Raw genomic sequence first — 23,421 nt, forward strand, 5'->3', positions numbered from 1 at the left:
GCGGCAAAGGTAGCCCGCGCCCCGCCAGCTTTGCCCGCCGCATCCTTTCCGCCCGGGCGGCTACTCGCGCTTGCAAAAGGGGGCGGCTTTTCGTACCATTGTTAAGCTTCGCCCCGGTGCCGTCTTACCCGACGCCGCGCCGGCTCTTCCACCGGCGGCGCCGTTTCAGCGTCTGATTCCGCTTACTGCTGGTTGCCCGCCTTCGGCCGCCCCTGCTCGCCCGGTGCCGAAGTCTCCCTCTTTGGCTTGCTTTCCTGCTGCTAGCCTGCGCGCAGTTCGCTGCGGAAAGGCTGCACCCTTGCTTGGCTGCGCCCCCACCGGCGCGGTGCTACTCATGTTGCCGCGTTTCTATGAGCACCGCCCTTGCCGATTTTGTCGACCTCTCGTTTCGCACCGATTTAGGCCTCTTGTTCAGCCGCTGGCTGCGCAGCGCCACCGATGCCGAAGTGCGCCAGGGCTACGAAGCCGCCTTGGCCGTGGCCACGCCCCACGCCGCCCGCTATTGGTTGCTCGACATGCGCCGCCGTGGCCCGGCCAGCGCGGCGGCCACCCGCTGGGTTATCGACGCCTTTCTGCCCCGCTTGGCCGGTTACTTTCCGCCGCGCCTGTACCTGGCTTACCTGCTCTCCCCCTCCCACCTCGGCGACTTTGTGCCGCTAACACAACCCAGCGTGCCCGGCACCTACGAGGTAGCGCTGTTTTCCGACGAAGCGGCGGCCCTGCACTGGCTGGAACGCTGCCGGCACGCCGAGGCCGCGCCTACCCCTACGCCCTGAGCAACGGCTGCCCCGCGGCCTGCGTACTGCCAGCTGAGCGCGCGGCGCCCACACCCCGCCGCGCCCATTGCCCATGCGCCGACTGCTGCTAACCGCTGTGCTAAGTTGCTTTTGCCTACTGGCCCGGGCCCAACAGCCCGTTTACAGCCTGAAAGACGGCGCCTTCCGCGAAAACGGCGTGGTTATGAAGCTGCAGGCCGGCCAAGCGTCGCGCCTTGAAGGCCCCATGACGCTCAACGACGGCTCGGTCATTAGTCCCTCGGGGATATTGGTGAAGAAGGACGGCACCCGGCAGTTGCTGCCCAACGGGCAAGCCGTCAACCTACAAGGCGTGGTGGTCAACCTGCGCGACGACATGCAGTCGGCCCAGAGCATCGAACAGCGCAACCGCGCCGTGGCCGGTGGCCGCGGCGAAACCAGCATCAGCGGGCTGCCTGGCAGCCCCGTTTCCGCCGCTACCCTGCAGCAGCTCCAGGCGCTGGAGCGCCGCGTGGCCCTGCTCCAGCAGCTCACCGACCGCCTCGCCGACCGCACCAATCAAGCCGTGGGCAACGCCCCGGGCGCAGCCGCACTCGACGAGCAGCTTCGCCGCCTCGACGGGCCACGCTAACGAAGCCGAGGCCCGATTTTTGCGCCTTCCAGCCCGCGGTTTCTGCGGGCTTTTTTTATGGCTCGTAACCGCTCTAAAAAAATATTGTCGTGAACTGGGCAGTACCCGTTGCATTGGTTCTAACAGAATTATACATTTGGTCACTGCGATAATTCATTCGCCCTTCACTTCCTGATTTTTCACGGCAACCTGCACAATATGGCCTAAAGCTCTACGTTCCCCTAACCGTAGCCCTTTATGGAAACCATGCAGCCGAGCGACTCCGCGTTGATATCGCTCTACATTGCCGGCAAGGAAGAAGCCTTCGCCCTGTTGCTCGCCCGCCACAAGCGCCGGGTCTTCACCACGATCATGCTGATTGTGAAAGACCCCATTGTGGCCGAAGACCTGCTGCAGGATGCGTTCATCAAGGCGGTTCACACGATGAAAAGTGGCCGGTACAATGAAGAGGGGAAATTCTCGTCGTGGATTTGCCGCATTGCCCACAACTTAGCCATCGACTTTTTCCGGCGCCAGAAGCGCAACCCCCAACTTAACCTCGACGCCACCGGCCACGCGTTCAATTCGTTGTCGCTGTCGGAAGAAAGTGTGGACCATACTCTCTCGCGGGAGGAAACCCACGCGCGCCTTCGGGAGTTAATACAAGAGTTGCCGGCCGCGCAAAAGGAAGTGCTCATCATGCGTCACTACGGCGACATGAGCTTCCAGGAAATTGCCGACGCGACGGGGGTGAGCATCAATACGGCGCTGGGTCGTATGCGCTACGCGCTCATCAACCTGCGGAAGAAAATGGCCGCCCAACCAGTTTTCTATGATCAAAACCTTTACCCACGAGACCCTGCTCCGGTATGTGTACAACGAATTGCCGGCTAAGGATCAGCTCCAAGTAGAGCAAGCCCTGCTGCACGACGCCGACCTGGCCGCCCGCTGCGCCGACTTGCTGGAAGCCCAGCGCTACCTCGACGCGCTGCAGCCCGGCCCCTCCGACCGCGCCGTGCACAACATCCTGCAGTACTCCCGCACCTTCCTGCGCCCGTCGTAGGCCGCGGATTTAGTGCAATGGTGAGTTAGTGAGTTGACGAACTTGTAGCTTTGGCTGCGGGTTTCGCTACCTCACTACCTCACCATTTTCCGTTTATGCGCTTAGCCGAACGGTTTCGCCGCTTTCTGGCGTACTTCACCGAGAACTTTCCCGCGCCCGAAACAGAGCTGCAGTACGGCAGCCCGTACGAGCTGTTGGTGGCCGTGGTACTCAGCGCCCAGTGCACCGATAAGCGCGTGAACCTCATCACGCCCAAACTGTTCGAGCAGTTTCCGACGGCGGAACATCTGGCGGCGGCCACGGCGGAGGACATCTTCCCGTTTATTCGCAGCGTTTCGTACCCGAACAACAAGGCCAAGCACCTGGCCGGATTGGGCCGCATGCTGGTGGAGAAGTTCGGTGGCGAGGTGCCCGACCGGCTCGAAGACCTGCAACTGCTGCCCGGCGTGGGGCGCAAAACGGCCAACGTCATCGTGTCGGTTATCTACAACCAGCCCGCCATGGCGGTGGATACACACGTGTTTCGGGTGGCGCACCGCTTGGGCCTGGTGCCGCGCTCGGCTACCACGCCGCTGGCGGTGGAGAAAGGCCTGGTCAAGCACATTCCGGAGGAGCTGATTCCGAAGGCTCACCACTGGTTGATCTTGCACGGGCGCTACATCTGCGTGGCCCGCAACCCCAAGTGCCTGCAGTGCCCGCTCACGGACATCTGCAACTACTACAACAAATCGGTGAAGCCGGACTTGGAGCCGATTGTCGCGCCGGTTTAGCCCGCCGCCTGCTCCAGAATCAACTGCATGCGGACGGCCAGTTGCTGGCGGTCGAACTGCTGCTGTGCTACGGCCTGTCCGCGCTGCCCGGCGGCCTGCATTTGCGCGGGCGCAGCCAAGAGGCGGGCTAATTGCTCGGCTAACAATTGCGGCTGCTCGGCGGGCACGTACCAGCCGCAGTGGTGCTCTTCTACGAACTGTTTGGTCCAGCCTGGGTTGGTCACCACCACCGGCGTGCCAACGGCGAGGCTGTCGTAGAACTTGGCCGGCGAGTTGGTGTCAAGCACGGGCTTATTGATGAACGACACCACCGACACATCGGCGGCGGCCAGCCAGGTAAACACCGCGTGCCGCGGCTGCGGCGGTACCAATCGAATGGCCGGGCAGCGCGTGGCCGCCTCGCGCAGCAGCGGCTCGTAGTATCCCAGGCCCATGAACAGCCAGACCACTTCGGGCCGCTGCCGGTAGAGCGTTTCGGCGGCTTGCATCAGTGTGGGAATGTCGTTGGCCCGGCCGAAGGTACCCGCGTAGAGCACCACGGGCCGGCCCTCTAGCCCCTGCTGCTGGCGCAGCGTGGCCACGGCGGCGGGTGTGGCCGCAGCTGCTTGGTCAAGGTCGGTGCCGTTGAGGATGGTGCTGACCTTTGCGGGTGCAATGCCGAGGCCGTGCACGTAGTCCGTCATGCCGGGCGAGAGGGTGACGATGTGCCGGGCCTGCTCGTAGAGCCGGCGCTCGGCGGCGTAGAGCTGCAGCTGGGCCACGCGGTTGCGTACCGCGCCCATTTCGATGGGGAAGGTCGGCCACAGATCCTGCACTTCGAATACCCAGGGCACGCGCCGCTGCCGCGCCACCTGCCCGGCCACCCACGCGGCCGACAGCGGAGTGCTGATGCCCCAGATGACATCGGGGCGGGCCATGCGCAGGCCTTGGCGCCAGGCGTAGCCCAGGTACTTCAGAAACGACCAGCCGCGGGCTGCCACCCCCATGTGGTTGTGGTACGGAATATCGGCGGCCAGCATGCGCACGCCCTCGGGCAGCCAGGGGTAGTTGTGCGTGAGTCGCTGCTGCTCCCAGGTAGTCGTCGTAATCAGCGTCACCTCGTGCCGGCGGGCAATGTGCTGCAGCAAGCTGTAGTGCCTGCTGGTCGCCGGGCAATCGGGGTTGGTGTGGTACTGGCTGAAAACGGCAATGCGCACGGGCGGCAAACGCGAAGTTGTGGAATGGTGAAGTTGTGAATGGTGGTCAGCTGCCACCGGCGTGACAACTCACAAATTCACCATTTCACACCTTCTCTACTTGGCCCGGGGGCGGTAGTGCGAGTCGCTGAGGATGCGCTGGGCGTCCTTGTTGGCCATGAGTTGGGCCAGGGTCACCTTGGGGTTATCGGCCATGTACTTGCGCACGATCTGCCAGCCCACCCACTGCCCCACCCGCCCCGGGCATGTTTTGTCGATTTCGGGCACGTTGGGCCGCTCGCCCACGTACTTCTGGATCAGGAAGGGGTTGGTTTCGTAGAGCAGGTTCTTCTGCAGGAAATGCCCCCAGATCTTGGCCTCGTTGAAGTTGACGTTCTGCAGATCCTTGCCCGAAAAGCCGATCAGCAGCGAGTCGTCGGTGCAGGGCAGCACTTTTTCGGCGAAGTACAGGGCCTTGCCGTTCTGAATCATCTCGGCCAGCGTCGTAGCATTGGTCACCTGCTTCTTGTTGTACTTGCTCGACACGGCCAAGGCCACCGTCGGCAGCACGTACTCCGGCCGGTAGCGGCGCTGAATGTAGGCCGGCACGTTGGGCAGGAATACAGCCTTGGGCCCCACGAAGAAATCGGTGCTGATGACCAGCAGGCTGTCGTTGACGAAGATGTCCTGGCTCAGGCCGCTGACGAAGGTCTTGGCCTGGGGCACCTTGAAATCGGGGAAATAGTAACGCACGTACTGAAACATGCGCTGCAGATTGCCCTGCCACTGCTCGGTGTTCCGGAAAGTGCTATCGGCCTGCTGTCCCAGCTTCTGCAGGCCGGGGTTGGTGGCCAGCTTCACCAAGGTCTGCTGCAGAATTTCGTCCGACGGGTACTTCGGCCGCTGCAGAAAGTAGCGGGCAAACAGCGGCTCCCGGTCCATAAACTGCTTGGCGTCGGCGGGGGTGCGGATCTGGAAGAAGGGCTTCTCCAGGCGCTGCAGCTGCACGGGCGCCTGCACGGCGGCCACGTCGGCGGGCATTTCGCAGCTCTTCTCGTCGCGGCTGCAGGCGGTGTGCAAAAGCAGCAGGGTAGCCAGGGCCGGCAGGCTCAGCCAGGAGTGCAAACGCGGAAAACGCATGGTTGGTCGCAAGGGGCGTCTATATTTAGGGCGAAATTAGCCAAAACGCCGGCCCGCCCGTATCCGGCTTGGCCTCTGCAACGCGCGGCGCCGCTTAAGCGTGTCCTCTCCCCTATGAAAAAAGCCCTACTCGCGCTGGCCCTGCTCACGGGCGGCGCCGTCACCACGGCCTCGGCTCAGGTTGAAATCGGTTTGAAAGTCTCGCCCAGCGTCAGCAGCCTGGCCGCCAGCTCGCCCTCGCAATACAACTTCGAGAAAGACGGCAGCTTGGGCAGCATTGGCGGTGGTTTGGTGGTCGATTACTTTTTCGGCCAGAACTACGCCTTCAGCACCGGCCTGCAGCTAACCGGCAAGGGTGGCACCATTACGTACTACGACCCGCTGCTGACCGGCACTGGCAACAATGTGACGTTCAAGCAAAAAGTGCGGCTGCAATACGTGGAAGTGCCCGTGACGGTAAAGCTGTTCACCAACGAAGTGGCCACCGACGTGAAGCTGTACTTCCAAGTCGGCGGCGTGGTCAGCGGCCTGTCCGGCGGGCGCATCAACGATGAAAAGTATTTCACCGACCCGGCCAACGGCAACGAACAGAAACGCTCCCGCAGCCATTTCCTCTTCGCCGATTTCGGCCTGCTCGGCGGCACCGGCGTGGAGTACCAGCTCGGCCAGAGCACCAAGGTGTTTGCCGGCGTGTCGTACCACCACGGCCTGCTCAACGTCGACCGGTTCTTCGACAACACGCGCAAATACAAGGACGTGAGCATCAAAAACCGCGAAATTGCCCTCGACCTCGGCCTGAAGTTCTAGACTTATTCGGCCCCAAACCGACGACGCCCCCACCGTTCCAGAAGCGTGAACGGTGGGGGCGTCGTGGTTTTCATCAGCTCCCGAAGCGGGTGGGGGTTAATCGTCCGATTCGTCGTCGCGGTCTTGCAGGCTGTTGATTTCGGCGGCCCGGCTGTGCAGCTCGATTTCTTCGCCCCGCTCGTCGTGGATGCGGTAGTCAGTAAGGCCCAAGGAAGTGTCCTTCACCACTTTCACCCACTTGTAGTACTTCATGTACCACTTCATTTGCTTGCTGACCAAACCTTTGGTGTAGTACGCGTGCAGGAAGGGGTGCACATACAAGGTTAGGCCCGCGTGGTTCTGGTTCACCAGCAGCTCGTCGATGCTGAAGTCGATTTCGTCGGTGACCAGGATGGAGGCCGTAATCTTGCCGGTGCCGCCGCAGGTGGGGCACACCTCGGTGGTAATGATGTTCTGCTCGGGCCGCACGCGCTGCCGCGTGATTTGCAGCAGCCCGAACTTGGTGATGGGCAGGATGGTGAACTTGGCCCGGTCCCGGGCCATGATCTGCTGCACCGTGTCTTCCACCTTCTTACGACTGTCGCCGGAGCGCATGTCGATGAAGTCGACCACCACGATGCCGCCCATGTCGCGCAGGCGCAGCTGCCGGGCTACTTCCTTCGCGGCCGCCAGGTTGACCATCAGCGCGGTGGCTTCCTGGTCGCTCTGCTGGTTGCTCTTGTTGCCGGAGTTCACGTCGATAACGTGCAGGGCTTCGGTGTGCTCGATGACGAGGTAGCCGCCGCCGGGCACGGTCACCGTCTTGCCGAAGAGGGTCTTGAGCTGTTTTTCGATGTCGAACTGCTCAAAAATCTTCGTCTTGCCGGTGTACAGCTTCAGCAAATCGAGCTTGTCGGGCGCAATCTGCTGCAGGTAGCTGCGCAGCTCCTCGTACATGGGCTGCGAGTCGACGTGAATGGCGTCGAACGAGTCGCTGAGCATGTCGCGCAGCATGGACGAGGTGCGGCCCAGTTCGCCCAGCACCTTGTCGTTGGGCTTGGCCGTGCGCAGGTTCTGGTAGAGCTGCTCCCACATGGCCACCATGTTGGTCATGTCGCGGTCCAGCTCGGCCACGTCGCGGCCCTCGGCCACGGTGCGGATAATCACGCCAAAGCCGTCGGGCTTGATGGAAGCAATCAGGCGCTTGAGTCGGTCCCGCTCGCCGCGGCTCACGATTTTCTTCGACACCGAAATGGTATCGGAAAACGGAATGAGCACGAGGTAGCGGCCCGCCATCGACAGGTCGGAAGAGAGGCGCGGGCCCTTGGTCGAAATGGGCTCCTTCACAATCTGCACGAGCAGTTGCTGGCCCTTCTTGACGATGTCGGCCATTTTGCCAACCTTCTCGAGGGCCGCGTCGCGCGGGAAGCCTTTCAGGTGCGCCACCGGAGCCTTGCCGCCGTGCACGAGGCGCGTCCACTTGGCCAGGGTCTGGAATTGCTCGCCCAGGTCGCCGTAATGCAGGAAGGCGTCCTTCTGATACCCGATATCAATAAACGCGGCGTTCAGGCCGGGCATTACTTTCTTGACGGTGCCCAGAAAGATGTCGCCGACCGCGTAGTTGGTGTCGTTGCGGTCGAAGTGATACTCGATCAGCCGCTTGTCCTGAAGCAGGGCAATCCGCTCGCCTTCCTGAGTCGAATTAATGATTAACTCGTTACTCAATGGAGTTCGGGGTTAGCCGGCTGTCCGGACGGGCAGAATTAGCAGTCAATAAGTTAACCCTCGCATAAGCCAAGAAGGGAAGCCAGCGCCGAGGCACCAGCTTCCCCCTTTCTGTTCCACGGGGAGAACGTAACCACAAAGCCACGCCCGGGAGTCGGCGGGGTGAAACATAGGGCGCACGGCCGCTCACAGCCAGCACGTTAGCGCCCAGCAAACCCCCGCGGGCTTACTTCTTCTTGTGACGGTTCTTGCGCAGGCGCTTCTTCCGCTTGTGGGTGGCAATCTTGTGGCGCTTTCTCTTTTTACCGCAGGGCATGAGTTAGAGTGGTTTAGGGTTGGGATGATTGAATTTTCTAGAAACCCGCCCGTCATGCTGCGCCGCTGGGGCCCGGCATGACGGCCGGAGGTTCCTCATTGAAGCTTTTGAAGTTCTTCGTTTACGGAGGTCAGCAAACCAGGATCCGCGCTGAGACTTTTGGTCTTCAGGAAAGCCTGCTTGGCCTGCTCTTTCTTGCCGTCCTGCGCCAAGGCCACGCCCAAGTAGAACTGCCCGTTCACGTTCTTGGGGTTCACCTTCACCAACTCCTGAAAACGCTCCACTGCCTTGTCGGCCTGGTTGCTTTGCAAGGCCAGGATGCCCAGGTTGTAGAGCGCCTTTTCGTTTTTGGGGTCGACGGCCAGCACCTCGCGCAGCATCACGATGCCGGATACGGGGTTGTCGCTGGCCATCAGGGCCATGCCCATGTTGGTTTTGGCGTCCAGGTTTTGCGGGTTCTGCTTGAGTACTTTCTCGTACAGCTCCCGCGTCTTGGCGCTCAGCAGCTTGGCCCGTTCCTCAGTCGCCGCGAAGCTGTAAGCCTCGAAGTACTGATCGGCGGCGCGTTTCCACGCCTGCTCACCCGGCCGAGCTACGGCCACTTGCTCGTAGTAGTAGCCGGCGCTGTCGAAGCGTTGCACCTTCTGGTACTGCTTCGCCAGGTCGTTGGCTAGCGTGAGCTTGGCGGGGCCTTCGGCGGTCTGGTAGCGGGCTACCAGCGCGCTGAGCTCCTTGCGCTGCTCGGCCGAGGCCATGGTGTGCGGCTGCTCCGGCGTGGTGCCGGCGCTGGCCGAAACCGGGCCCGAGGATGCTTCGGCCTTGGAGCCGTTGGTTTGCGGTCCGCCCCCGTCGCGGGTGGCGGTGGCAGCGGCGTCGCGGGCAGCTTCGCCTTTGCCTTCCTTCGGTTTCATCACCCCTTTCGGCAGCAAAAACAGCCCCACTACCACGGCGGCGGCGAGGATGAGAATGAAGAGTTGGGGAGAAGCTACGGAGCGGCTGGCAGCCATACGTGGAAGAAAAAGGCTGCCGCCGGGCTGCTGCTTTCGGGGCAGACCAGCACGGCGGCGGCCGGCAAGTTTACGAAGAACCGAGCGGTTTTGGGCCTAGCCGGAGCTTAGGCTTGTACCGGCTGCTCTTTTACCTTCTTGCTGTTTTTGATCTTGCTGATGAAGGTTTTCGAGGGTTTGAAGCTCGGGATGAAGTGCTCGTCGATAATAATCGACGTGTTTTTCGAAATGTTACGGGCTACTTTCCGGGCCCGCTTCTTGTTTACGAAGCTACCGAAGCCACGCACGTAGATGTTGCTGCCGTTGGCCATCGAATCCTTCACCACTTTGAAAAAAGCTTCAACGGTCGCGGACACGTCGGTCTTTTCAATGCCGGTCTTCTCGGCAATCTCGGCAATTACTTCTGCTTTGGTCACTGTATTAGGAACCTGAAAAGTGAAAAAAAGTATGGGCAAAAAGCTTTCAAAATCCCGTAAGCCCTTGCCCGGTAGGCATTTCGGGGCACAAAGGTAGCCCCGTTTTTTGGTTTTACAAGTGTAATTGCCAAATACCGTGACGGAAAGCAATTACAAAGCAATATATTCACAATCAACAACTTGGCCAAAATTTCACCCCAGCCCGCGCAGCCTTTCTTCGCCCAGGCGTTATTGGACTGGTACCCGCGCCACCGCCGCGACCTGCCCTGGCGCCATACCCAAGACCCGTACGCCATCTGGCTTTCGGAAATCATTCTGCAACAGACCCGCGTGCAGCAGGGCCTCCCCTACTATGAGCGTTTCCTGGCTGCTTATCCGACCGTGCAAGACCTAGCCGCCGCTCCCGAACAGGAAGTGTTGCGCCTTTGGCAGGGTTTGGGCTACTACTCCCGGGCCCGTAACCTGCGCCACACGGCCCAGCAGGTCGTGAACGAGTACGGGGGGCAGTTTCCCAACACTTACGCCGAACTGCTGAAGCTGCGCGGTGTAGGGCCCTATACGGCGGCCGCTATTGCATCCTTCGCGTTCGGCGAGCGGGTAGCGGTGCTCGACGGTAACGTGTACCGGGTGCTGAGCCGGGTGTTCGGCATCACCACCGACATTGCCCAGCCGGCGGCGCGCAAGGAGTTTCAGCAGCTGGCTGATCAACTGATTTCGCACGAAAATCCGGCCGATTACAACCAGGCCAGCATGGAGTTCGGGGCCATTCAGTGCACGCCGGTCAATCCGGACTGCTTGTTCTGCCCGGTGCGCGAGCAGTGCTTTGCTTTTCAGCACGGCATGGTGCACCAACTGCCGGTGAAATCGAAGGCCAAAGCGGCCCGCACGCGCTATTTCCATTACCTGGTGCTACGACACGGGGAGCAAGTGTACCTGCGGCAGCGCAGCGGCAAGGACATTTGGCACAGTCTGTACGACTTTCACTTGCTGGAAACGCCGGCGGCGGAGCTGCCAGCTCAAGCCCTGCTAACGGAACTGGCGCAACTCGGAGCGGAAGTCATCACGGACCAAGTCAGCGAGCCGGCCGTGCTGATGCGGCATGCGCTGAGCCACCAAAAGGTGGAAGCCCGGTTCCACGAACTGTGGCTGGCGGCGCCGTTGTCGACATCCGCCTTGCAACGCGCTGGTTTAGCGGCGTATGCTGCGACGCAGCTGGACGGGCTGCCCAAGCCGGTTATCATTACCAACTACTTGGAACAGAAAGCAATAATTTAGATGCTAACATATTTGGAATCTCGAAATTTTATTTGCTAATTGTATAAGCAAATAAACTCCTTATTCCTTCATCATCAACCACACACGAAGACACCATGTCGAGCGTAAACAAAGTAATCCTTATCGGCAACCTGGGCACCGACCCGGAAGTACGGCATCTGGAAAGCGGCGCGGCCGTGGCCCAGTTCCGCTTGGCTACCAACGAGTTCTACAAAGACAAGCAGGGTAACCGCGTCGAGCGGACCGAGTGGCACAACATCGTGGCCTGGCGCGGGCTAGCTGAAATGGTCGAGAAGTACGTGAAGAAGGGCCAGTCCATTTACGTGGAGGGCAAGATCCGTACGCGCCAGTACCAGGACAAGGACCAGCAGACCCGTTACGTCACCGAAATCGTGGCTGACGAAATCACGATGCTAGGCGGCCGCGGTCAGGGCGAAGCCGGTAATGCGCAGCAGGGCGGGGCGCAAGCTACGCCGGCCGAGCAAAAGACTTTTCGCCAGGAAGCCGAACTGAACGAACTGCCGTTCTAACCTCGTTGTTCCACGGCAACTGCCGCCCCGGTCACGTACTGGCCGGGGCGGTTTTGTTTGCCGCTGATGCGGGCGGTGCGTGCCCGTCGTTTTCCGGCTAATTTTGAGTTATCATTCACCTTTTCGCCCGCCCGTGCTTCGCTCCTGCTGTGCGCTGCTGGTTGCCGGGCTGCTGCTGACCAGCTGCAGCTCCGCGCCGGACTTCACGCCCAAACCCAAAGGCTACAACCGCATTGATTTGCCGCCGCACGCCTACCAGCTGCTGGCGCCGGGTCACCCCTACCGGTTCGAGTACTCAACGTCGGCGCGGATTCTGCGGGACTCCTCGTACCTGGCGCAGCCGCACTGGATCAACGTGAACTACCCCAAGCTGCACGCCAACGTGCAAATTACTTACACCGATATTCACGGCAACCCCAAGCTCTTCAACAAGATGCTGGAGGACGCGCGCAAGCTCACGGGCAAGCACCAGATCAAGGCCACGGCCATCGAGGAAAACACGATTAAGACACCGGACGGCAAAAAGGTGGCCGTGTTCGAGCTGAGCGGCGACGTACCTAGTCAGTTTCAATTCTACACCACTGACTCGACCAAGCACTTTTTCCGCGGAGCCTTGTATTTCCGCACGGCCGTGGCCAACGACTCCCTGCAGCCGGTCATCGATTACGTGAAGCAGGACATTGTGCACCTCGTCAACACTCTGAAGTATCAATAGGCCTTGATGGCTAAATGGTCAAATAGTTAACTGGCAGATCGTTCAGGTTCGCTCGGAACAATCACCAATTCAGCAATTTAACCATTTAACAGTCTACCCCTTGAGTAGCTTTTTCAACACCAAGATTGCCCTGCTCCGCGGCATGGACACGCGGCGGGCCGACGTGCTGGCCAAGGAGCTGAACCTGTTCACCTACGGCGACCTGGTGCAGTTCTACCCCTTCCGCTACCTCGACCGCACGCAGTTTTACAACGTGGTTGACCTGCACGACGACTTGTCGATGGTGCAGGTGAAGGCCACCGTGCGCACCAAGGAGGTGCTGGGCGAAGGCCGCAAGCAGCGCCTCGTGGCCCAGGCTCAGGACGAGAGCGGGCACCTGGAGCTGGTGTGGTTCAAGGGCGTGAAGTGGTTTGAAAAGTGGGTCAAGAACCACCAGGAGTACATCATCTTCGGCAAGCCAACGCTGTTCAACGGCAAGCCGCAGATGGCGCACCCGGAGCTGGAGGAGGTATCGGAGCACAAGCCGGGCAGCTCGTTTCTGCAGCCGGTGTACTCCAGCACCGACAAGCTTAGGAATTTCAACCTCGACAGCAAGGGCATTGCCCGGCTCACGGCGCAGGTGCTCAAGCTCTGCGCCCCGCATTTCCACGAAACCCTCTCGCCGGAGCTGATTCAGCGCTACGCCCTCATGCCCAAGGCCGAGGCCATGCAGCAGATTCACTTCCCGCAAAGCAATGAACTGCTGCAGGCGGCACGCTTCCGGCTGAAGTTCGAGGAGCTGTTCTACGTGCAGCTCAAGCTGCTGCGCCAGCGCACCCAACGCAAAGTGGAGCTAGCCGGGCAGATTTTCGACAAGGTGCCCACGCTCACGCACTTCTACAAGAACGTGCTGCCCTTCGACCTGACGATGGCGCAAAAGCGGGTCATTCACGACATCTACAAGGACTTCACGGCCGGCAAGCAGATGAACCGCCTACTGCAGGGCGACGTGGGCTCTGGCAAAACCATTGTGGCCTTCATCAGCATGCTCATTGCCGCCGACAACGGGGCGCAGTCCTGCCTGATGGCCCCGACGGAAATCCTAGCCGATCAGCACTACGAAGGCCTGAAGAAGTTTGCCGACATGCTCGGCCTCAAAATCGGGTTGCTGACGGGCTCCACGCGCACGGCCGCCCGCCGGGTGCTGCACGAGCAGTTGCGCTCCGGGGAGCTGCACATGCTGGTGGGTACGCACGCGCTACTGGAAGACGTGGTGCAGTTCAAAAACCTGGGGCTGACCATCATGGACGAGCAGCACCGCTTCGGGGTGGCGCAGCGCTCCAAACTCTGGCAGAAGAACCCCAACGTAATTCCGCACGTGCTGGTGATGACGGCCACGCCCATTCCGCGCACCCTGGCCATGACGCTCTACGGCGACCTAGACGTGTCGGTCATCGACGAGCTGCCGGCGGGCCGCAAGCCCATCGTAACAGTGCACCGCTTCGACGCCAACCGCCTGAAAGTGTTTGAGTTTATGCGGCAAGAAATCCGCAAGGGCCGGCAGTGCTACGTGGTGTACCCGCTCATCGAAGAAAGCGAAGCCATGGCCGATTACAAGGACCTGATGGACGGCTTCGAGAGCGTGTCGCGGGCGTTTCCGGAGTACCACGTCAGCATCGTGCACGGGCGCATGACGGCTGGTGAAAAGGACGCGGAGATGCAGCGGTTCGTGAAGAACGAGTCGCAGATCATGGTGGCAACGACCGTTATCGAGGTGGGCGTGAACGTGCCCAACGCCTCGGTGATGGTCATTGAGTCGGCCGAGCGGTTTGGCCTTTCGCAGCTGCACCAGCTACGCGGGCGCGTGGGCCGCGGCGCCGATCAGAGCTACTGCATCCTGATGTCGGGCTACAAGCTCAGCAAGGACACCCGCACACGCCTGGAAACGATGGTCCGTACCAACAACGGCTTCGAAATTGCCGACATCGACCTGAAGTTGCGCGGCCCGGGCGACCTGATGGGCACCCAGCAGAGCGGCGTGCTGGACCTCTTGGTGGCCGACTTGGCCAAGGATGGTAAGATTCTGGCCGAGTCGCGGGCGGCGGCGCAGGAAATCCTCAACGAGGACCCGACCCTAGGCAAGCTGGAAAACCAGAACATTCGCCGGCATATCGAGTCATTGCCGGCTACGGCTGTTAACTGGAGTCGAATTAGCTAATAGTATTGATAGCAATATATATAGGCATAAAAAAACGGCTCTACGCCGTTCTGCACTTTAGTTAAGCGAGACTGGGTTGGTCTTTCGACCATACTCAACGTTAGCAGCCGCTTGGCTGGAGGTATTCTCGTAGCTGACGTGCTGCACGAAGAACGATTGAATGGACTCCGTGTGCTGACGAACGGCCGGTTGGGGAGTCACCTGGGCACGGGGCGCTTGGGCTTGTTGCTTTACCTGCTTGCCGATTAATACCAAGGCTATGAGCAGAAAGAATTGTAACAAAGACTTCATGATGGGTAATGTTCGGTGGAAGGAGCGGCTTGCCGTGCAAGACGGAAGCCTGGATTTCTGCTGCACCCGGTTGGCGCAGGCAGTAAAGGCCAGTGGCGTGGCCTTCAAGCACAGAAATCAGCGTGGCGCAGCTGAAAAGCCTAATCTGTGCACAAATTTATTAATTATATACAAATTAACAAGCTTTTTGCTCGCTGAATCTGTACCGTTCTGCCTGACAAAGAAAACGGCAGTAGCTGCGTTAGGTGGCAGCGTAGAGGTTATGAAAGCATGAATTTTCGGTTTCGGGCGTCCCCCGGCGGGGCCTTTACGGGAATGGTCGACTGAATGATACCTTTGGGGAGTACATTTTTCTTCATTGGACGACTCCCGCTCCGTTAACCACCTAACGACGTGCGTTTTGCAGTTTTAAATTTTTTCTCCGCCGGAGTATTGGCGGCGGCGCTGCTCCACGCGCCCTTGGCCCAAGCCCAGCGGGTGCGCTCGACTCCCTTCGCCTACGTACCCGAGCACAGCGAAGACCCGTACAACCAGCGGGTGCACGTGAAGACGCTGGCGCTGCCCGGCAGCCAGGATTTCATCATCCTGAGCCACCGTTCGGCCAGCGAATACGCCGTGGAGCGCTACGATGCCGACCTGAAAAAACTCTGGACCGCCACCGTGCCGGTAGGCCCCGGGGAGAGCATGGAGGCCTTTGCCCGCAACGACCAGCAGGCCTTGGTGGTGCTGCACCACGGCGACGAAACCGGCCAGCACCTGCTCATCCAGCCCGTTGACCTGAAGACCGGCCAGAAACTCGCCGCCAAGAAAGTAGCGGAAGGCGGGCCCCAAGAACGTCGCCCCGGCATCAGCATCTCGCCCGACGGCACCCAGCTGGTGGCGTGGCGCTACGTCACGCGCGACGCGCAAATCAAGTCGTTGACGGCGGCGCATTACGACCGGCAGCTCGGCAAGCTCAAGGACCGCACCTACGACTTCCGCGACCTGGGCTCGTTCTTCTCCCCCAGCGTGCACGTGGCCAACGACGGCACCCAGTACGTGGCCCTCATCGGCGACGACAACCAGAAGCTCACCGTGCGCCGTTACCGCGACCAGGAAGCCGACATCAAAGTCATGTCGGTGGCGGTGGGCGGCACCTTTGGCGGCAAGAAGGTGACGGTGCGCGACTCGCAGTGGCGCTTGCTCGACGGGCAGACGCTGTACGCCGCCGCCATCTGCGCCGACTACGCCTCAGGCGAGTACTACAGCCTGAAGCTGGTGAAGTTCGACTTCGGTACGGCCGACATGAAGTTTGCGCCCGAGTTCAAGTTCACGCCCGAGTACCTGGCCGAAACCAACAAGCTGACCGGCGCCAGCTACAAACGCCTCGACGACATCTACCTCTCCGACGTGGTGCGCACCGAAGACCAGAACGTGGTCGTCATTGCCGAGCACAAGGCCGAGGAAGGCCCCGACGCGCCGGTGCGGGCCCGGGAGCTGCACGTGTTCGGCTACAACGAGTTTCAGTCGCCGACCTGGCACCAGATCATCGCCAAAAACCAGGCGGCGCCCATCACCGAAAGCTTCACGGGCATCGGCTACCGGGCCGCCCCCATTGGCAACGACGTGCAGGTGGTGACGTTGGAAAAGCTCAAGGACAAGACCGACCTGTACCTGCGCAAGATTGCCGCCCTGCCCGGCACCGTGACCGAACCCAAGGCCCTGGGCCTGAACGTGGCCAACGACCAACAAGTGGCATACGTGAAAGACTTCACCGCCTGGCTCGATGGCAAGACCATGATTGTGGTGACCCGACCCAGCAAGAAGTCGGCGGCGCTGCAGCTCAACAAGCTGGTGTTCAAATAAGCCGTGCTGACTTTCTACCTGTTGCCCGACGACGCGCCCCGGCCCAGCCGGATGCGCCTGGACGAACTGCCCAAAGCCGGGGAGCTGTCGGCCGAGGACTTTGCCGAGCTGCAGACCCAGCGCATCATCGAAAGCCGGCTGGACTACGACCAGGATTTTCGCTGGAGCAACGGCGTGGCGCAGATGAAACTGCAATTGCTGCTGCACCGTCATCCCCAGCTCCGCCCCGACGGCGTCAGCACGCCGGAACAGCGGCTGCTGGTGTTGCTACTCAACGCTTCGGCCGCCGATTCGGGCCTGTTGGCTGTGGCCTTGGAAGCCTAGTTTTGGCTTGGTAGGATTTGCGCTGAAATACTTGCACCTTCTGGTTAAGAGTCATGGTTTCATCGTTTTTCACCACGTATCATGGGGTATTTCGAAGTCTACACCGGCAAAAACGGCGAATATTACTTCCGGCTGAAAGCCGGCAACCACGAACCAATTCTGCAGAGTGAGGGCTACACCACCCGCGCCAACTGCGAAAACGGTATTGAGTCGGTGAAGCGCAATGCCTCGGACGACACCCGCTACGTCCGCCGCGACGGCAGCTCGTTCAGCTTCTCGCTGAAAGCCACCAACGGCCAAGTCATCGGGCACAGCGAGTCCTACTCCAGCGCCTCGGGCCGGGACGGCGGCATCGAATCGGTGAAAAAGAACGCACCGACGGCCGAGGTAAAGGACAAGACCACCGCATAAACAAGCCGCACAAAAAGGGCCGCCCCGATACCGGAGCGGCCCTTTTAAGTTTTCCCCCATCGGGAAATAACAACCAGCCGTTTCCCCGCGGCCGGTTGCTGCTGGTGCGCTCTGCTTAGAACGCGTATTCGTTGGCCTGGATGAGCACGTCGGCGATGCGGCGACGGGCGTCCTTGGCGTTGAAGAGGTCGGCTTTGGTGAAGCGCTTCAGGCCCAGGGCCAGCAGGCGCTGCTCGTCGCCTTCGGTCATGGAGGCAATGGCCTCTTTGCCGAACTTATTCACATTGTCCACCGTGTCGTTGAGGTACACGCGCGCAATGTCAATCTGGGCGGCCATGGCTTCTTCGCCCTTCACGCCGGCTTCCTTCTGCACGCGCAGAATGGTGCTTTCGGCGGTGTAGACTTTGATGGCCATGTCGGCAATGTTCATCAGTACTTCCTGCTCCTTGGCGAGCGAGTTCATGTACTTCTGCACGGCCGTGCCGGCCACCATCAGGATGGCTTTCTTCAGCTTGGCAATGGTGCGCAGCTCGGCCGCGAACAGGCTGTTGTCCTCGTCGCCGCCAAAATCCGGAATGGCCATCAGCTCCTGCTGCACGGCCTGGGCCGGGCCCATCAAATCCAGCTCACCCTTCAGCCCCTTCTTCAGGATCATGTCGACGGCCAGCATGCGGTTGATTTCGTTGGTGCCCTCGAAGATGCGGTTGATGCGCGAGTCACGGTAGGCGCGGTCCATGGGGTAGTCGGCCGAGAAGCCGTAGCCGCCGTACACCTGCACGCCTTCGTCCACCACGTAGTCGAGCACCTCGGAGCCTTCCACTTTCAGCACGGCGCACTCCACAGCAAATTCGCGGGCGGCACCTAGCAGGGCGTCGTTGTGGCTCATGCCCTTGCCAAGCAGCTCCTGCTCCATGCGGGCAATGTCCATACCGGCGCGGTAGATAGCCGATTCCACGGCGTAGATGCGGATGGCCTGCTCGGCCAGCTTGTACTTAATGGCACCGAACTTCGAGATGGGCAGCTTGAACTGCACCCGCTCATTGGCGTACTTCACACTCAGCGTAGCGGCCATCTTAGAAGCACCCAAGCAAGCCGCAGCCAGCTTGATGCGGCCGATGTTCAGGATGTTGAAGGCAATCAGGTGACCCTTGCCGATTTCGCCCAGCACAGCCGATTTCGGCACCTTTACGTCGGAGAGGAACACCTGGCGGGTCGAGGAACCCTTAATGCCCATTTTGTGCTCCTCGTTGCCGAGGCTCAGGCCGGGCGTGTTTTTCTCCACGATAAAGCCCGTGAACTGCTCGCCGTCAATCTTGGCAAACACCACGAACACATCGGCGAAACCGCCGTTGGTAATCCACATTTTCTGGCCGTTGAGCACGTAATGCTCTCCGTCCTCGGTCAGCACGGCCTTGGTTTTGGCGCCCAGGGCGTCGGAACCGGAGCCGGGCTCGGTCAGGCAGTAGGCGCCCATCAGCTCGCCGGAGGTCAGGCCGGGCAGGTACTTCTGCTTCTGCTCCTCGGTGCCGAAGTACAGAATCGGCAGCATGGCAATGCCGGTGTGGGCCGCAAAGGCTACCGGGAACGAGTGGCCACCGCCCACGCCCTCCGTCACGCGCAGCGACGTGGGGAAGTCCATGTTCAGCCCGCCGTATTCTTCGGGGATGCTCACGCCGAACAGGCCCAGCTCGCCAGCCTTTTCCATCAGGCTGCGCATCAAGCCTTCCTCGTGGTTGTCGAGGCGCTCCAGCAAGGGCTGCACCTCTTTCTCCACGAAGTCGAGGGCAGTCTGGTGCATCATGTTTTGCTCCTCCGAGAAGTCGGCGGGCGTGAATACGTCTTGAGCGTCGGTCGGCTTGATAATGAACTCGCCGCCTTTCACAAGTTTGTGGGTTACTTCCATGGCCGTGGTGGGAATGTTGAGGTGTCTAAACTGTTAGGCTTGCCGACTAATTAAGGCCAGCAAGGGCCGCCGAACTGTTGTACCGAAAGGTAAGAAAAAATGTTAGGCGTGCCGACTATTTCTGGTAAAAGAAACCCCGAAAAGGTCGGGGTTTCTGTTTGTTACCAATATCAGAACGCCAAGATATGCGCTCCGGTTCTGATTGTCAATGACTTTTTGCAGGCTTAATCAGAACGTCATTCCGAGCGCAGCCGAGGAAACGAAGGAAGGCGCCGCCAATGTCGCTGGATGGCAATTCGCTCGTTAAGGTTACTAGCTAGCGTCAGCACGCGAGATGCCTCGGCAAGCTCGACATGACGGTCTAGCGCGAGGCTACTTCAGCAGCTCGTAGATGCCCGCTACGCCCTGGCCACCGCCCACGCAGGCCGTGACCATGCCGTACTTCTTGCCGCGGGCGCGCAGCTCGTGGAACAGCTGAATGCTCAGCTTGGCGCCGGAGCAGCCCAGCGGGTGGCCGAGGGCAATGGCGCCGCCGTTCACGTTGAGCTTGTCCGGGTCGATGCCCAATTCGCGCACCACGGCAATGGACTGCGAGGCAAAAGCTTCGTTCAGCTCGATGAGGTCGATGTCCTCGAGCTTCATGCCGGCTTGCTTGAGCACTTTCGGCACGGCCTTGATCGGGCCCATGCCCATAATGCGCGGGTCGACGCCTTCGGTGGCGTAGTTCACCATGCGCGCAATCGGCTCCAGGTTCAGCTCCTTCACCATCCGCTCCGACATGACGATAACGAAAGCCGCGCCGTCGGAAGTCTGCGAGGAGTTGCCGGCCGTGACGGAGCCGGTGGCCGAGAAGACCGGGCGCAGCTTGCCCAAGGCTTCCACCGAAGTGTCGGCGCGGGGGCCTTCATCGGTATCCACCACGTAGGAGCGGGTTTTCTTCTTGCCGGTGGCCTGGTCGAGGTAGGTTTCCTCGACGGTAATCGGGACAATCTGCTCCTTGAACTTGCCCTCGGCAATGGCCTTGATAGCCTTCTGGTGCGAGTTGTAGCTGAACTCGTCCTGGTCCTGCCGGCTGATTTTGTAGTCCTGGGCCACGGCTTCGGCAGTCAGGCCCATGCCGAGGTAGTAATCTGGGTGCTGCTGGGCGAGCTTGTAGTTCGGCACGGTCTTCCAGCCGACGGTCGGCACGAGGCTCATGCTTTCGGTGCCGCCCGCGATGATGCAGTCGGCCATGCCGGCCTTGATTTTGCCCACGGCCATGGCAATGGTTTCCACGCCCGAGCCGCAGTAGCGGTTCACGATGAGGCCCGACACGTTGATGGGCAGGGCCAACAGCGAAATCAGGCGGCCCATCTGCAGGCCTTGCTCGGCTTCCGGCACGGCGTTGCCAACGATGACGTCGTCGACGCGCGTCGGATCCAGCTGGGGCACCTCTTTCATGAGGTGCTTGATTACCTCGGCGGCCAGGTCGTCGGGGCGGGTGAAGCGGAAACCACCGCGGGGCGCCTTGCCCACGGCCGTGCGGTAACCAGCTACAATGTATGCTTCCATGAGGAGTTTCTTCTTTAGGGGTTGTCTAAACGTCACCACTCGTTGTCATTCTGAGGCGTAAGCCGAAGAACCTTATCACGTTTGGACTTCTATAGAACAGTCGTTCGACCGTAATAAGGTCCTTCGCTTTGCTCAGGATGACAGCTGGGAGCTTAGTTGCGCAGCGGCTTGCCGGTGGTCAGAATGCTCTGGATACGCTCCAGCGTTTTCCGTTCGCCGCAGAGGCTGAGGAAGGCTTCGCGCTCCAAATCCAGCAGGTACTGCTCCGATACTTCCGTGGGGGCCGACAGGTCTCCGCCGCACATGATGTAGGCCAGCTTGTTGGCAATTTTCAGGTCGTGGTCGGAGATGTAGTTGCCCACGCGCATGGCGTGCACGCCGGTCATGAACATGCCCAGGGCGCCCTTGCCGTGCACCTTGACGTTGGTTTTCTGCGTCGGCATGGTGTAGCCGTCCTCGGCCAGCTCGATGGCAGCGGCTTTGGCTTGGGCGATGACGCGGTTGCTGTTGACCACCACTTCGTCGCCGCGGCGCAGGAAGCCCAGGTCGTAGGCTTCGTGGGCCGAGGTCGAGACTTTGGCCATGGCAATGGTCATGAAGGCGTTGCGCAGCAGGTTGTATTCCGGCTCGCCCTCTTCGTACTTGGCGGCGGTGCGCAAAGTCATTTCCTTGGAGCCGCCGCCGCCCGGAATCAGGCCCACGCCGAACTCCACGAGGCCGATGTAGCTTTCAGCCGCCGCTACTACTTTGTCGCAGTGCAGGTTCAGCTCGCAGCCGCCGCCCAGCGTGAGGCCGTGCGGGGCGCCTACTACCGGGATGGAGCTGTAGCGCATGCGCATCATGGCCTGCTGGAACTGCGCAATCATCATGTTCAGCTCGTCGTAGTCCTGCTCCAGCGCGAACATGTAGACCAGACCCAGGTTGGCGCCGGCCGAGAAGTTCGGCGCGTCGTTGCCCACCACGAGGCCGCGGAAGTCCTTTTCGGCCAGCTCCACGCCTTTCAGCAGGCCCTGGATGACGTCGGAACCCAGCGCGTTCATCTTCGAGTGGAACTCCACGTTCAGGATACCGTCGCCAAGGTCGATGACGGACGCGCCCGAGTTTTTCCACACCACCTTGCCCGAAGCGCGCAGGTTGTCGAGGATGACGAAGTTTTCGACGCCCGGAATGGCTTTGTAGCCTTTAGTTTCGATGTCATAGAACTTCTTCACGCCGCCTTCCACTTTGTAGAAGGAGGTGTTGCCGGCGGCCAGCATTTCCTGCACCCAGGGGGCCACGGTCTTGCCCTCGGCCTGCGCCAGCTCCAGCCCTTTCTGCACGCCCAGCGCATCCCAGGTCTCAAACGGGCCCATTTCCCAGCCGAAGCCGGCGCGCAGGGCGTCGTCGATTTTGTAGAGCGCGTCGGTGATTTCCGGAATGCGGTTCGACACGTAGGCGAACAGCCCGGCGAAGGTCTTGCGGTAGAAGTCACCGGCTTTGTCTTTGCCGGCCACCAGCACCTTGAAACGGTCGGCCAGCTTCTCGATGGGCTTGGTCGTCTCCAGCGTGGCGAATTTTACCTTCTGGCTGGGCTTGTACTCCAGCGTCGAGAGGTCCAGCGCCTGGATTTCCGACTTGCCGCCCTCGCCCTTCACCTTCTTGTAGAAGCCTTGGCCGGTTTTGTCGCCCAGCCACTTGTTCTCGCCCATCTTCTTGAGGAACTCGGGCAGCTGGAAGGCGTCCCGGGCTTCGTCGTTGGGCAGGTTCTGGGCCAGGCCGTTGGCCACGTTCATCAGCGTATCGAGGCCCACCACGTCGGAGGTGCGGAAGGTGGCCGACTTGGCGTGGCCGATAACCGGGCCGGTCAGCTTGTCGACTTCCTCCACCGTCATGCCGAGTTTCTGCATCACCTGCAGCACGTCCATGATGGCAAACACGCCCACGCGGTTGGCAATGAAAGCCGGCGTGTCCTTGGCCAGCACGGTGGTCTTGCCCAGGTACAGGTCGCCGTAGTGCATCAGGAAATCCACCACCGAGGGGTCCGTGTCCGGTGTCGGGATGATTTCCAGCAGCTTCAGGTAGCGCGGCGGGTTGAAGAAGTGCGTGCCGCAGAAGTATTTCTTAAAGTCCTCAGAGCGGCCTTCCGTCATCAAATGAATCGGAATGCCGCTGGTGTTGGAGGTGATGAGCGTGCCGGGCTTGCGGTACTGCTCCACCCGCTCAAACAGGCTCTTCTTGATGTCGAGCCGCTCCACCACTACCTCGATGGTCCAGTCGCATGAGGCAATGTCCTTGAGGTTGTCGTCGAAGTTGCCGGTTTTGATGCGGCTTACATCGGCCTTGCGGTACAGGGGCGAAGGGTTGGCCTTCACCGCCGCGTCGAGCGAGGCGTTGACGATGCGGTTCTTGACGGCCGGCGAATCCAGCTTCAGGCCTTTGGCTTCTTCCGCGGGCAGCAGCTCCTTCGGCGCGATGTCGAGCAGCAGCACCTGAACCCCGATGTTGGCGAAGTGAGCCGCAATGCGCGAGCCCATTACCCCGGAGCCCAGGACCGCGACTTTCTTAATGGTGCGATTCATTCTCTGGAAAAGTGAATGAGTGGGAATGGTTGGAAATCAGTAACCGAGCCGCCGAGCA

22 protein-coding genes are annotated in these 23,421 nt (G+C 60.7%); 13 read left to right on the top strand and 9 right to left on the bottom strand.

Going from position 1 to position 23,421, the window contains the following annotated elements; genetic code table 11:
- Positions 1 to 350: 350 nt before the first annotated feature.
- The 5 genes from LJ737_RS00240 (at position 351) to nth (ending at position 3,198) form a co-directional block, all read left to right on the top strand.
- A complete protein-coding gene (locus tag LJ737_RS00240; RefSeq protein WP_227761650.1) occupies positions 351 to 776 on the top strand; it encodes a hypothetical protein in 426 nt (141 codons plus the stop codon).
- 73 nt (positions 777 to 849) lie between these two features.
- The gene (locus LJ737_RS00245; RefSeq protein WP_227761651.1) at positions 850 to 1,386 is read left to right on the top strand and encodes a DUF6799 domain-containing protein; all 537 of its coding nucleotides are present in this window, start codon (positions 850 to 852) and stop codon (positions 1,384 to 1,386) included.
- A gap of 237 nt (positions 1,387 to 1,623) precedes the next feature.
- Positions 1,624 to 2,259, top strand: coding sequence for an RNA polymerase sigma factor (locus LJ737_RS00250; RefSeq protein WP_227761652.1), 636 nt, complete (start codon positions 1,624 to 1,626; stop codon positions 2,257 to 2,259).
- Positions 2,198 to 2,428 carry a hypothetical protein gene (locus LJ737_RS00255; RefSeq protein WP_227761653.1) on the top strand — a complete coding sequence of 77 codons (231 nt, stop codon included), beginning with the start codon at positions 2,198 to 2,200 and terminating at the stop codon, positions 2,426 to 2,428. The genes LJ737_RS00250 and LJ737_RS00255 overlap by 62 nt, the downstream gene beginning before the upstream one ends.
- A 95-nt stretch (positions 2,429 to 2,523) precedes the next feature.
- Positions 2,524 to 3,198, top strand: a complete 675-nt coding sequence (gene nth, locus LJ737_RS00260) for an endonuclease III (protein WP_227761654.1) — start codon at positions 2,524 to 2,526, stop codon at positions 3,196 to 3,198.
- On the opposite strand, the gene LJ737_RS00265 is transcribed toward nth, so the two are convergent.
- Together LJ737_RS00265 and gldB are read right to left on the bottom strand one after the other, a co-directional pair.
- Positions 3,195 to 4,394, bottom strand: a complete 1,200-nt coding sequence (locus LJ737_RS00265) for a glycosyltransferase family 4 protein (protein ID WP_227761655.1) — start codon at positions 4,392 to 4,394, stop codon at positions 3,195 to 3,197. The genes nth and LJ737_RS00265 overlap by 4 nt on opposite strands.
- Before the next feature lie 96 nt (positions 4,395 to 4,490).
- Entirely contained in the window at positions 4,491 to 5,513 is a 1,023-nt protein-coding gene (gene gldB, locus LJ737_RS00270; RefSeq protein ID WP_227761656.1) for a gliding motility lipoprotein GldB, read from the bottom strand.
- 114 nt (positions 5,514 to 5,627) lie between these two features.
- Between gldB and LJ737_RS00275 the strand changes: the two genes are divergently transcribed.
- Positions 5,628 to 6,320, top strand: coding sequence for an outer membrane beta-barrel protein (locus tag LJ737_RS00275; RefSeq protein ID WP_227761657.1), 693 nt, complete (start codon positions 5,628 to 5,630; stop codon positions 6,318 to 6,320).
- Positions 6,321 to 6,416: 96 nt separating this feature from the next.
- Here LJ737_RS00275 and LJ737_RS00280 read toward each other — a convergent pair whose 3' ends face one another.
- The 3 genes from LJ737_RS00280 to LJ737_RS00290 all read right to left on the bottom strand — a co-directional run bounded on the left by LJ737_RS00280 (position 6,417) and on the right by LJ737_RS00290 (position 9,796).
- Entirely contained in the window at positions 6,417 to 8,024 is a 1,608-nt protein-coding gene (locus LJ737_RS00280; RefSeq protein WP_227761658.1) for an Rne/Rng family ribonuclease, read from the bottom strand.
- Between the two features lie 411 nt (positions 8,025 to 8,435).
- Complete coding sequence (locus LJ737_RS00285; protein WP_227761659.1) at positions 8,436 to 9,347, bottom strand: tetratricopeptide repeat protein; 912 nt, start codon at positions 9,345 to 9,347, stop codon at positions 8,436 to 8,438.
- 107 nt (positions 9,348 to 9,454) lie between these two features.
- Positions 9,455 to 9,796, bottom strand: coding sequence for an HU family DNA-binding protein (locus LJ737_RS00290; protein ID WP_227762932.1), 342 nt, complete (start codon positions 9,794 to 9,796; stop codon positions 9,455 to 9,457).
- Positions 9,797 to 9,943: 147 nt separating this feature from the next.
- Between LJ737_RS00290 and mutY the strand changes: the two genes are divergently transcribed.
- The 4 genes from mutY (at position 9,944) to recG (ending at position 14,480) form a co-directional block, all read left to right on the top strand.
- Entirely contained in the window at positions 9,944 to 11,038 is a 1,095-nt protein-coding gene (gene mutY, locus LJ737_RS00295; RefSeq protein ID WP_262907781.1) for an A/G-specific adenine glycosylase, read from the top strand.
- Positions 11,039 to 11,133: 95 nt separating this feature from the next.
- Positions 11,134 to 11,568, top strand: a complete 435-nt coding sequence (locus tag LJ737_RS00300; RefSeq protein WP_227761660.1) for a single-stranded DNA-binding protein — start codon at positions 11,134 to 11,136, stop codon at positions 11,566 to 11,568.
- Positions 11,569 to 11,701: 133 nt separating this feature from the next.
- On the top strand, positions 11,702 to 12,283 hold the full coding sequence (gldD, locus tag LJ737_RS00305; RefSeq protein WP_227761661.1) for a gliding motility lipoprotein GldD: 582 nt from the start codon (positions 11,702 to 11,704) through the stop codon (positions 12,281 to 12,283).
- 100 nt (positions 12,284 to 12,383) lie between these two features.
- Positions 12,384 to 14,480 carry an ATP-dependent DNA helicase RecG gene (gene recG, locus LJ737_RS00310; RefSeq protein WP_227761662.1) on the top strand — a complete coding sequence of 699 codons (2,097 nt, stop codon included), beginning with the start codon at positions 12,384 to 12,386 and terminating at the stop codon, positions 14,478 to 14,480.
- 57 nt (positions 14,481 to 14,537) lie between these two features.
- On the opposite strand, the gene LJ737_RS00315 is transcribed toward recG, so the two are convergent.
- Positions 14,538 to 14,771 (bottom strand): hypothetical protein, encoded by a 234-nt coding sequence (locus LJ737_RS00315; RefSeq protein ID WP_227761663.1) that lies wholly within the window; start codon positions 14,769 to 14,771, stop codon positions 14,538 to 14,540.
- Positions 14,772 to 15,230: 459 nt separating this feature from the next.
- Here LJ737_RS00315 and LJ737_RS00320 point away from each other — a divergent pair, with 459 nt between their 5' ends.
- The 3 genes from LJ737_RS00320 to LJ737_RS00330 all read left to right on the top strand — a co-directional run bounded on the left by LJ737_RS00320 (position 15,231) and on the right by LJ737_RS00330 (position 17,351).
- On the top strand, positions 15,231 to 16,616 hold the full coding sequence (locus tag LJ737_RS00320) for a hypothetical protein (RefSeq protein ID WP_227761664.1): 1,386 nt from the start codon (positions 15,231 to 15,233) through the stop codon (positions 16,614 to 16,616).
- Positions 16,617 to 16,619: 3 nt separating this feature from the next.
- Positions 16,620 to 16,940, top strand: coding sequence for a hypothetical protein (locus LJ737_RS00325; protein WP_227761665.1), 321 nt, complete (start codon positions 16,620 to 16,622; stop codon positions 16,938 to 16,940).
- Positions 16,941 to 17,021: 81 nt separating this feature from the next.
- Positions 17,022 to 17,351 carry a YegP family protein gene (locus LJ737_RS00330; RefSeq protein WP_227761666.1) on the top strand — a complete coding sequence of 110 codons (330 nt, stop codon included), beginning with the start codon at positions 17,022 to 17,024 and terminating at the stop codon, positions 17,349 to 17,351.
- 115 nt (positions 17,352 to 17,466) lie between these two features.
- Here the strand turns inward: LJ737_RS00330 and LJ737_RS00335 are convergent, their stop codons facing one another.
- The 3 genes from LJ737_RS00335 to LJ737_RS00345 form a co-directional block, all read right to left on the bottom strand.
- Complete coding sequence (locus tag LJ737_RS00335) at positions 17,467 to 19,254, bottom strand: acyl-CoA dehydrogenase FadE (RefSeq protein WP_227761667.1); 1,788 nt, start codon at positions 19,252 to 19,254, stop codon at positions 17,467 to 17,469.
- Positions 19,255 to 19,626: 372 nt separating this feature from the next.
- Positions 19,627 to 20,805: a thiolase family protein gene (locus LJ737_RS00340; protein ID WP_227761668.1), complete on the bottom strand. Its 1,179-nt coding sequence runs from the start codon at positions 20,803 to 20,805 to the stop codon at positions 19,627 to 19,629.
- A 152-nt stretch (positions 20,806 to 20,957) separates the two neighbouring features.
- On the bottom strand, positions 20,958 to 23,363 hold the full coding sequence (locus LJ737_RS00345) for a 3-hydroxyacyl-CoA dehydrogenase/enoyl-CoA hydratase family protein (RefSeq protein ID WP_227761669.1): 2,406 nt from the start codon (positions 23,361 to 23,363) through the stop codon (positions 20,958 to 20,960).
- Positions 23,364 to 23,421 lie beyond the last annotated feature (58 nt).

It is taken from the genome of Hymenobacter sp. 15J16-1T3B (genome assembly GCF_020711235.1).
Taxonomy (GTDB): domain Bacteria; phylum Bacteroidota; class Bacteroidia; order Cytophagales; family Hymenobacteraceae; genus Solirubrum.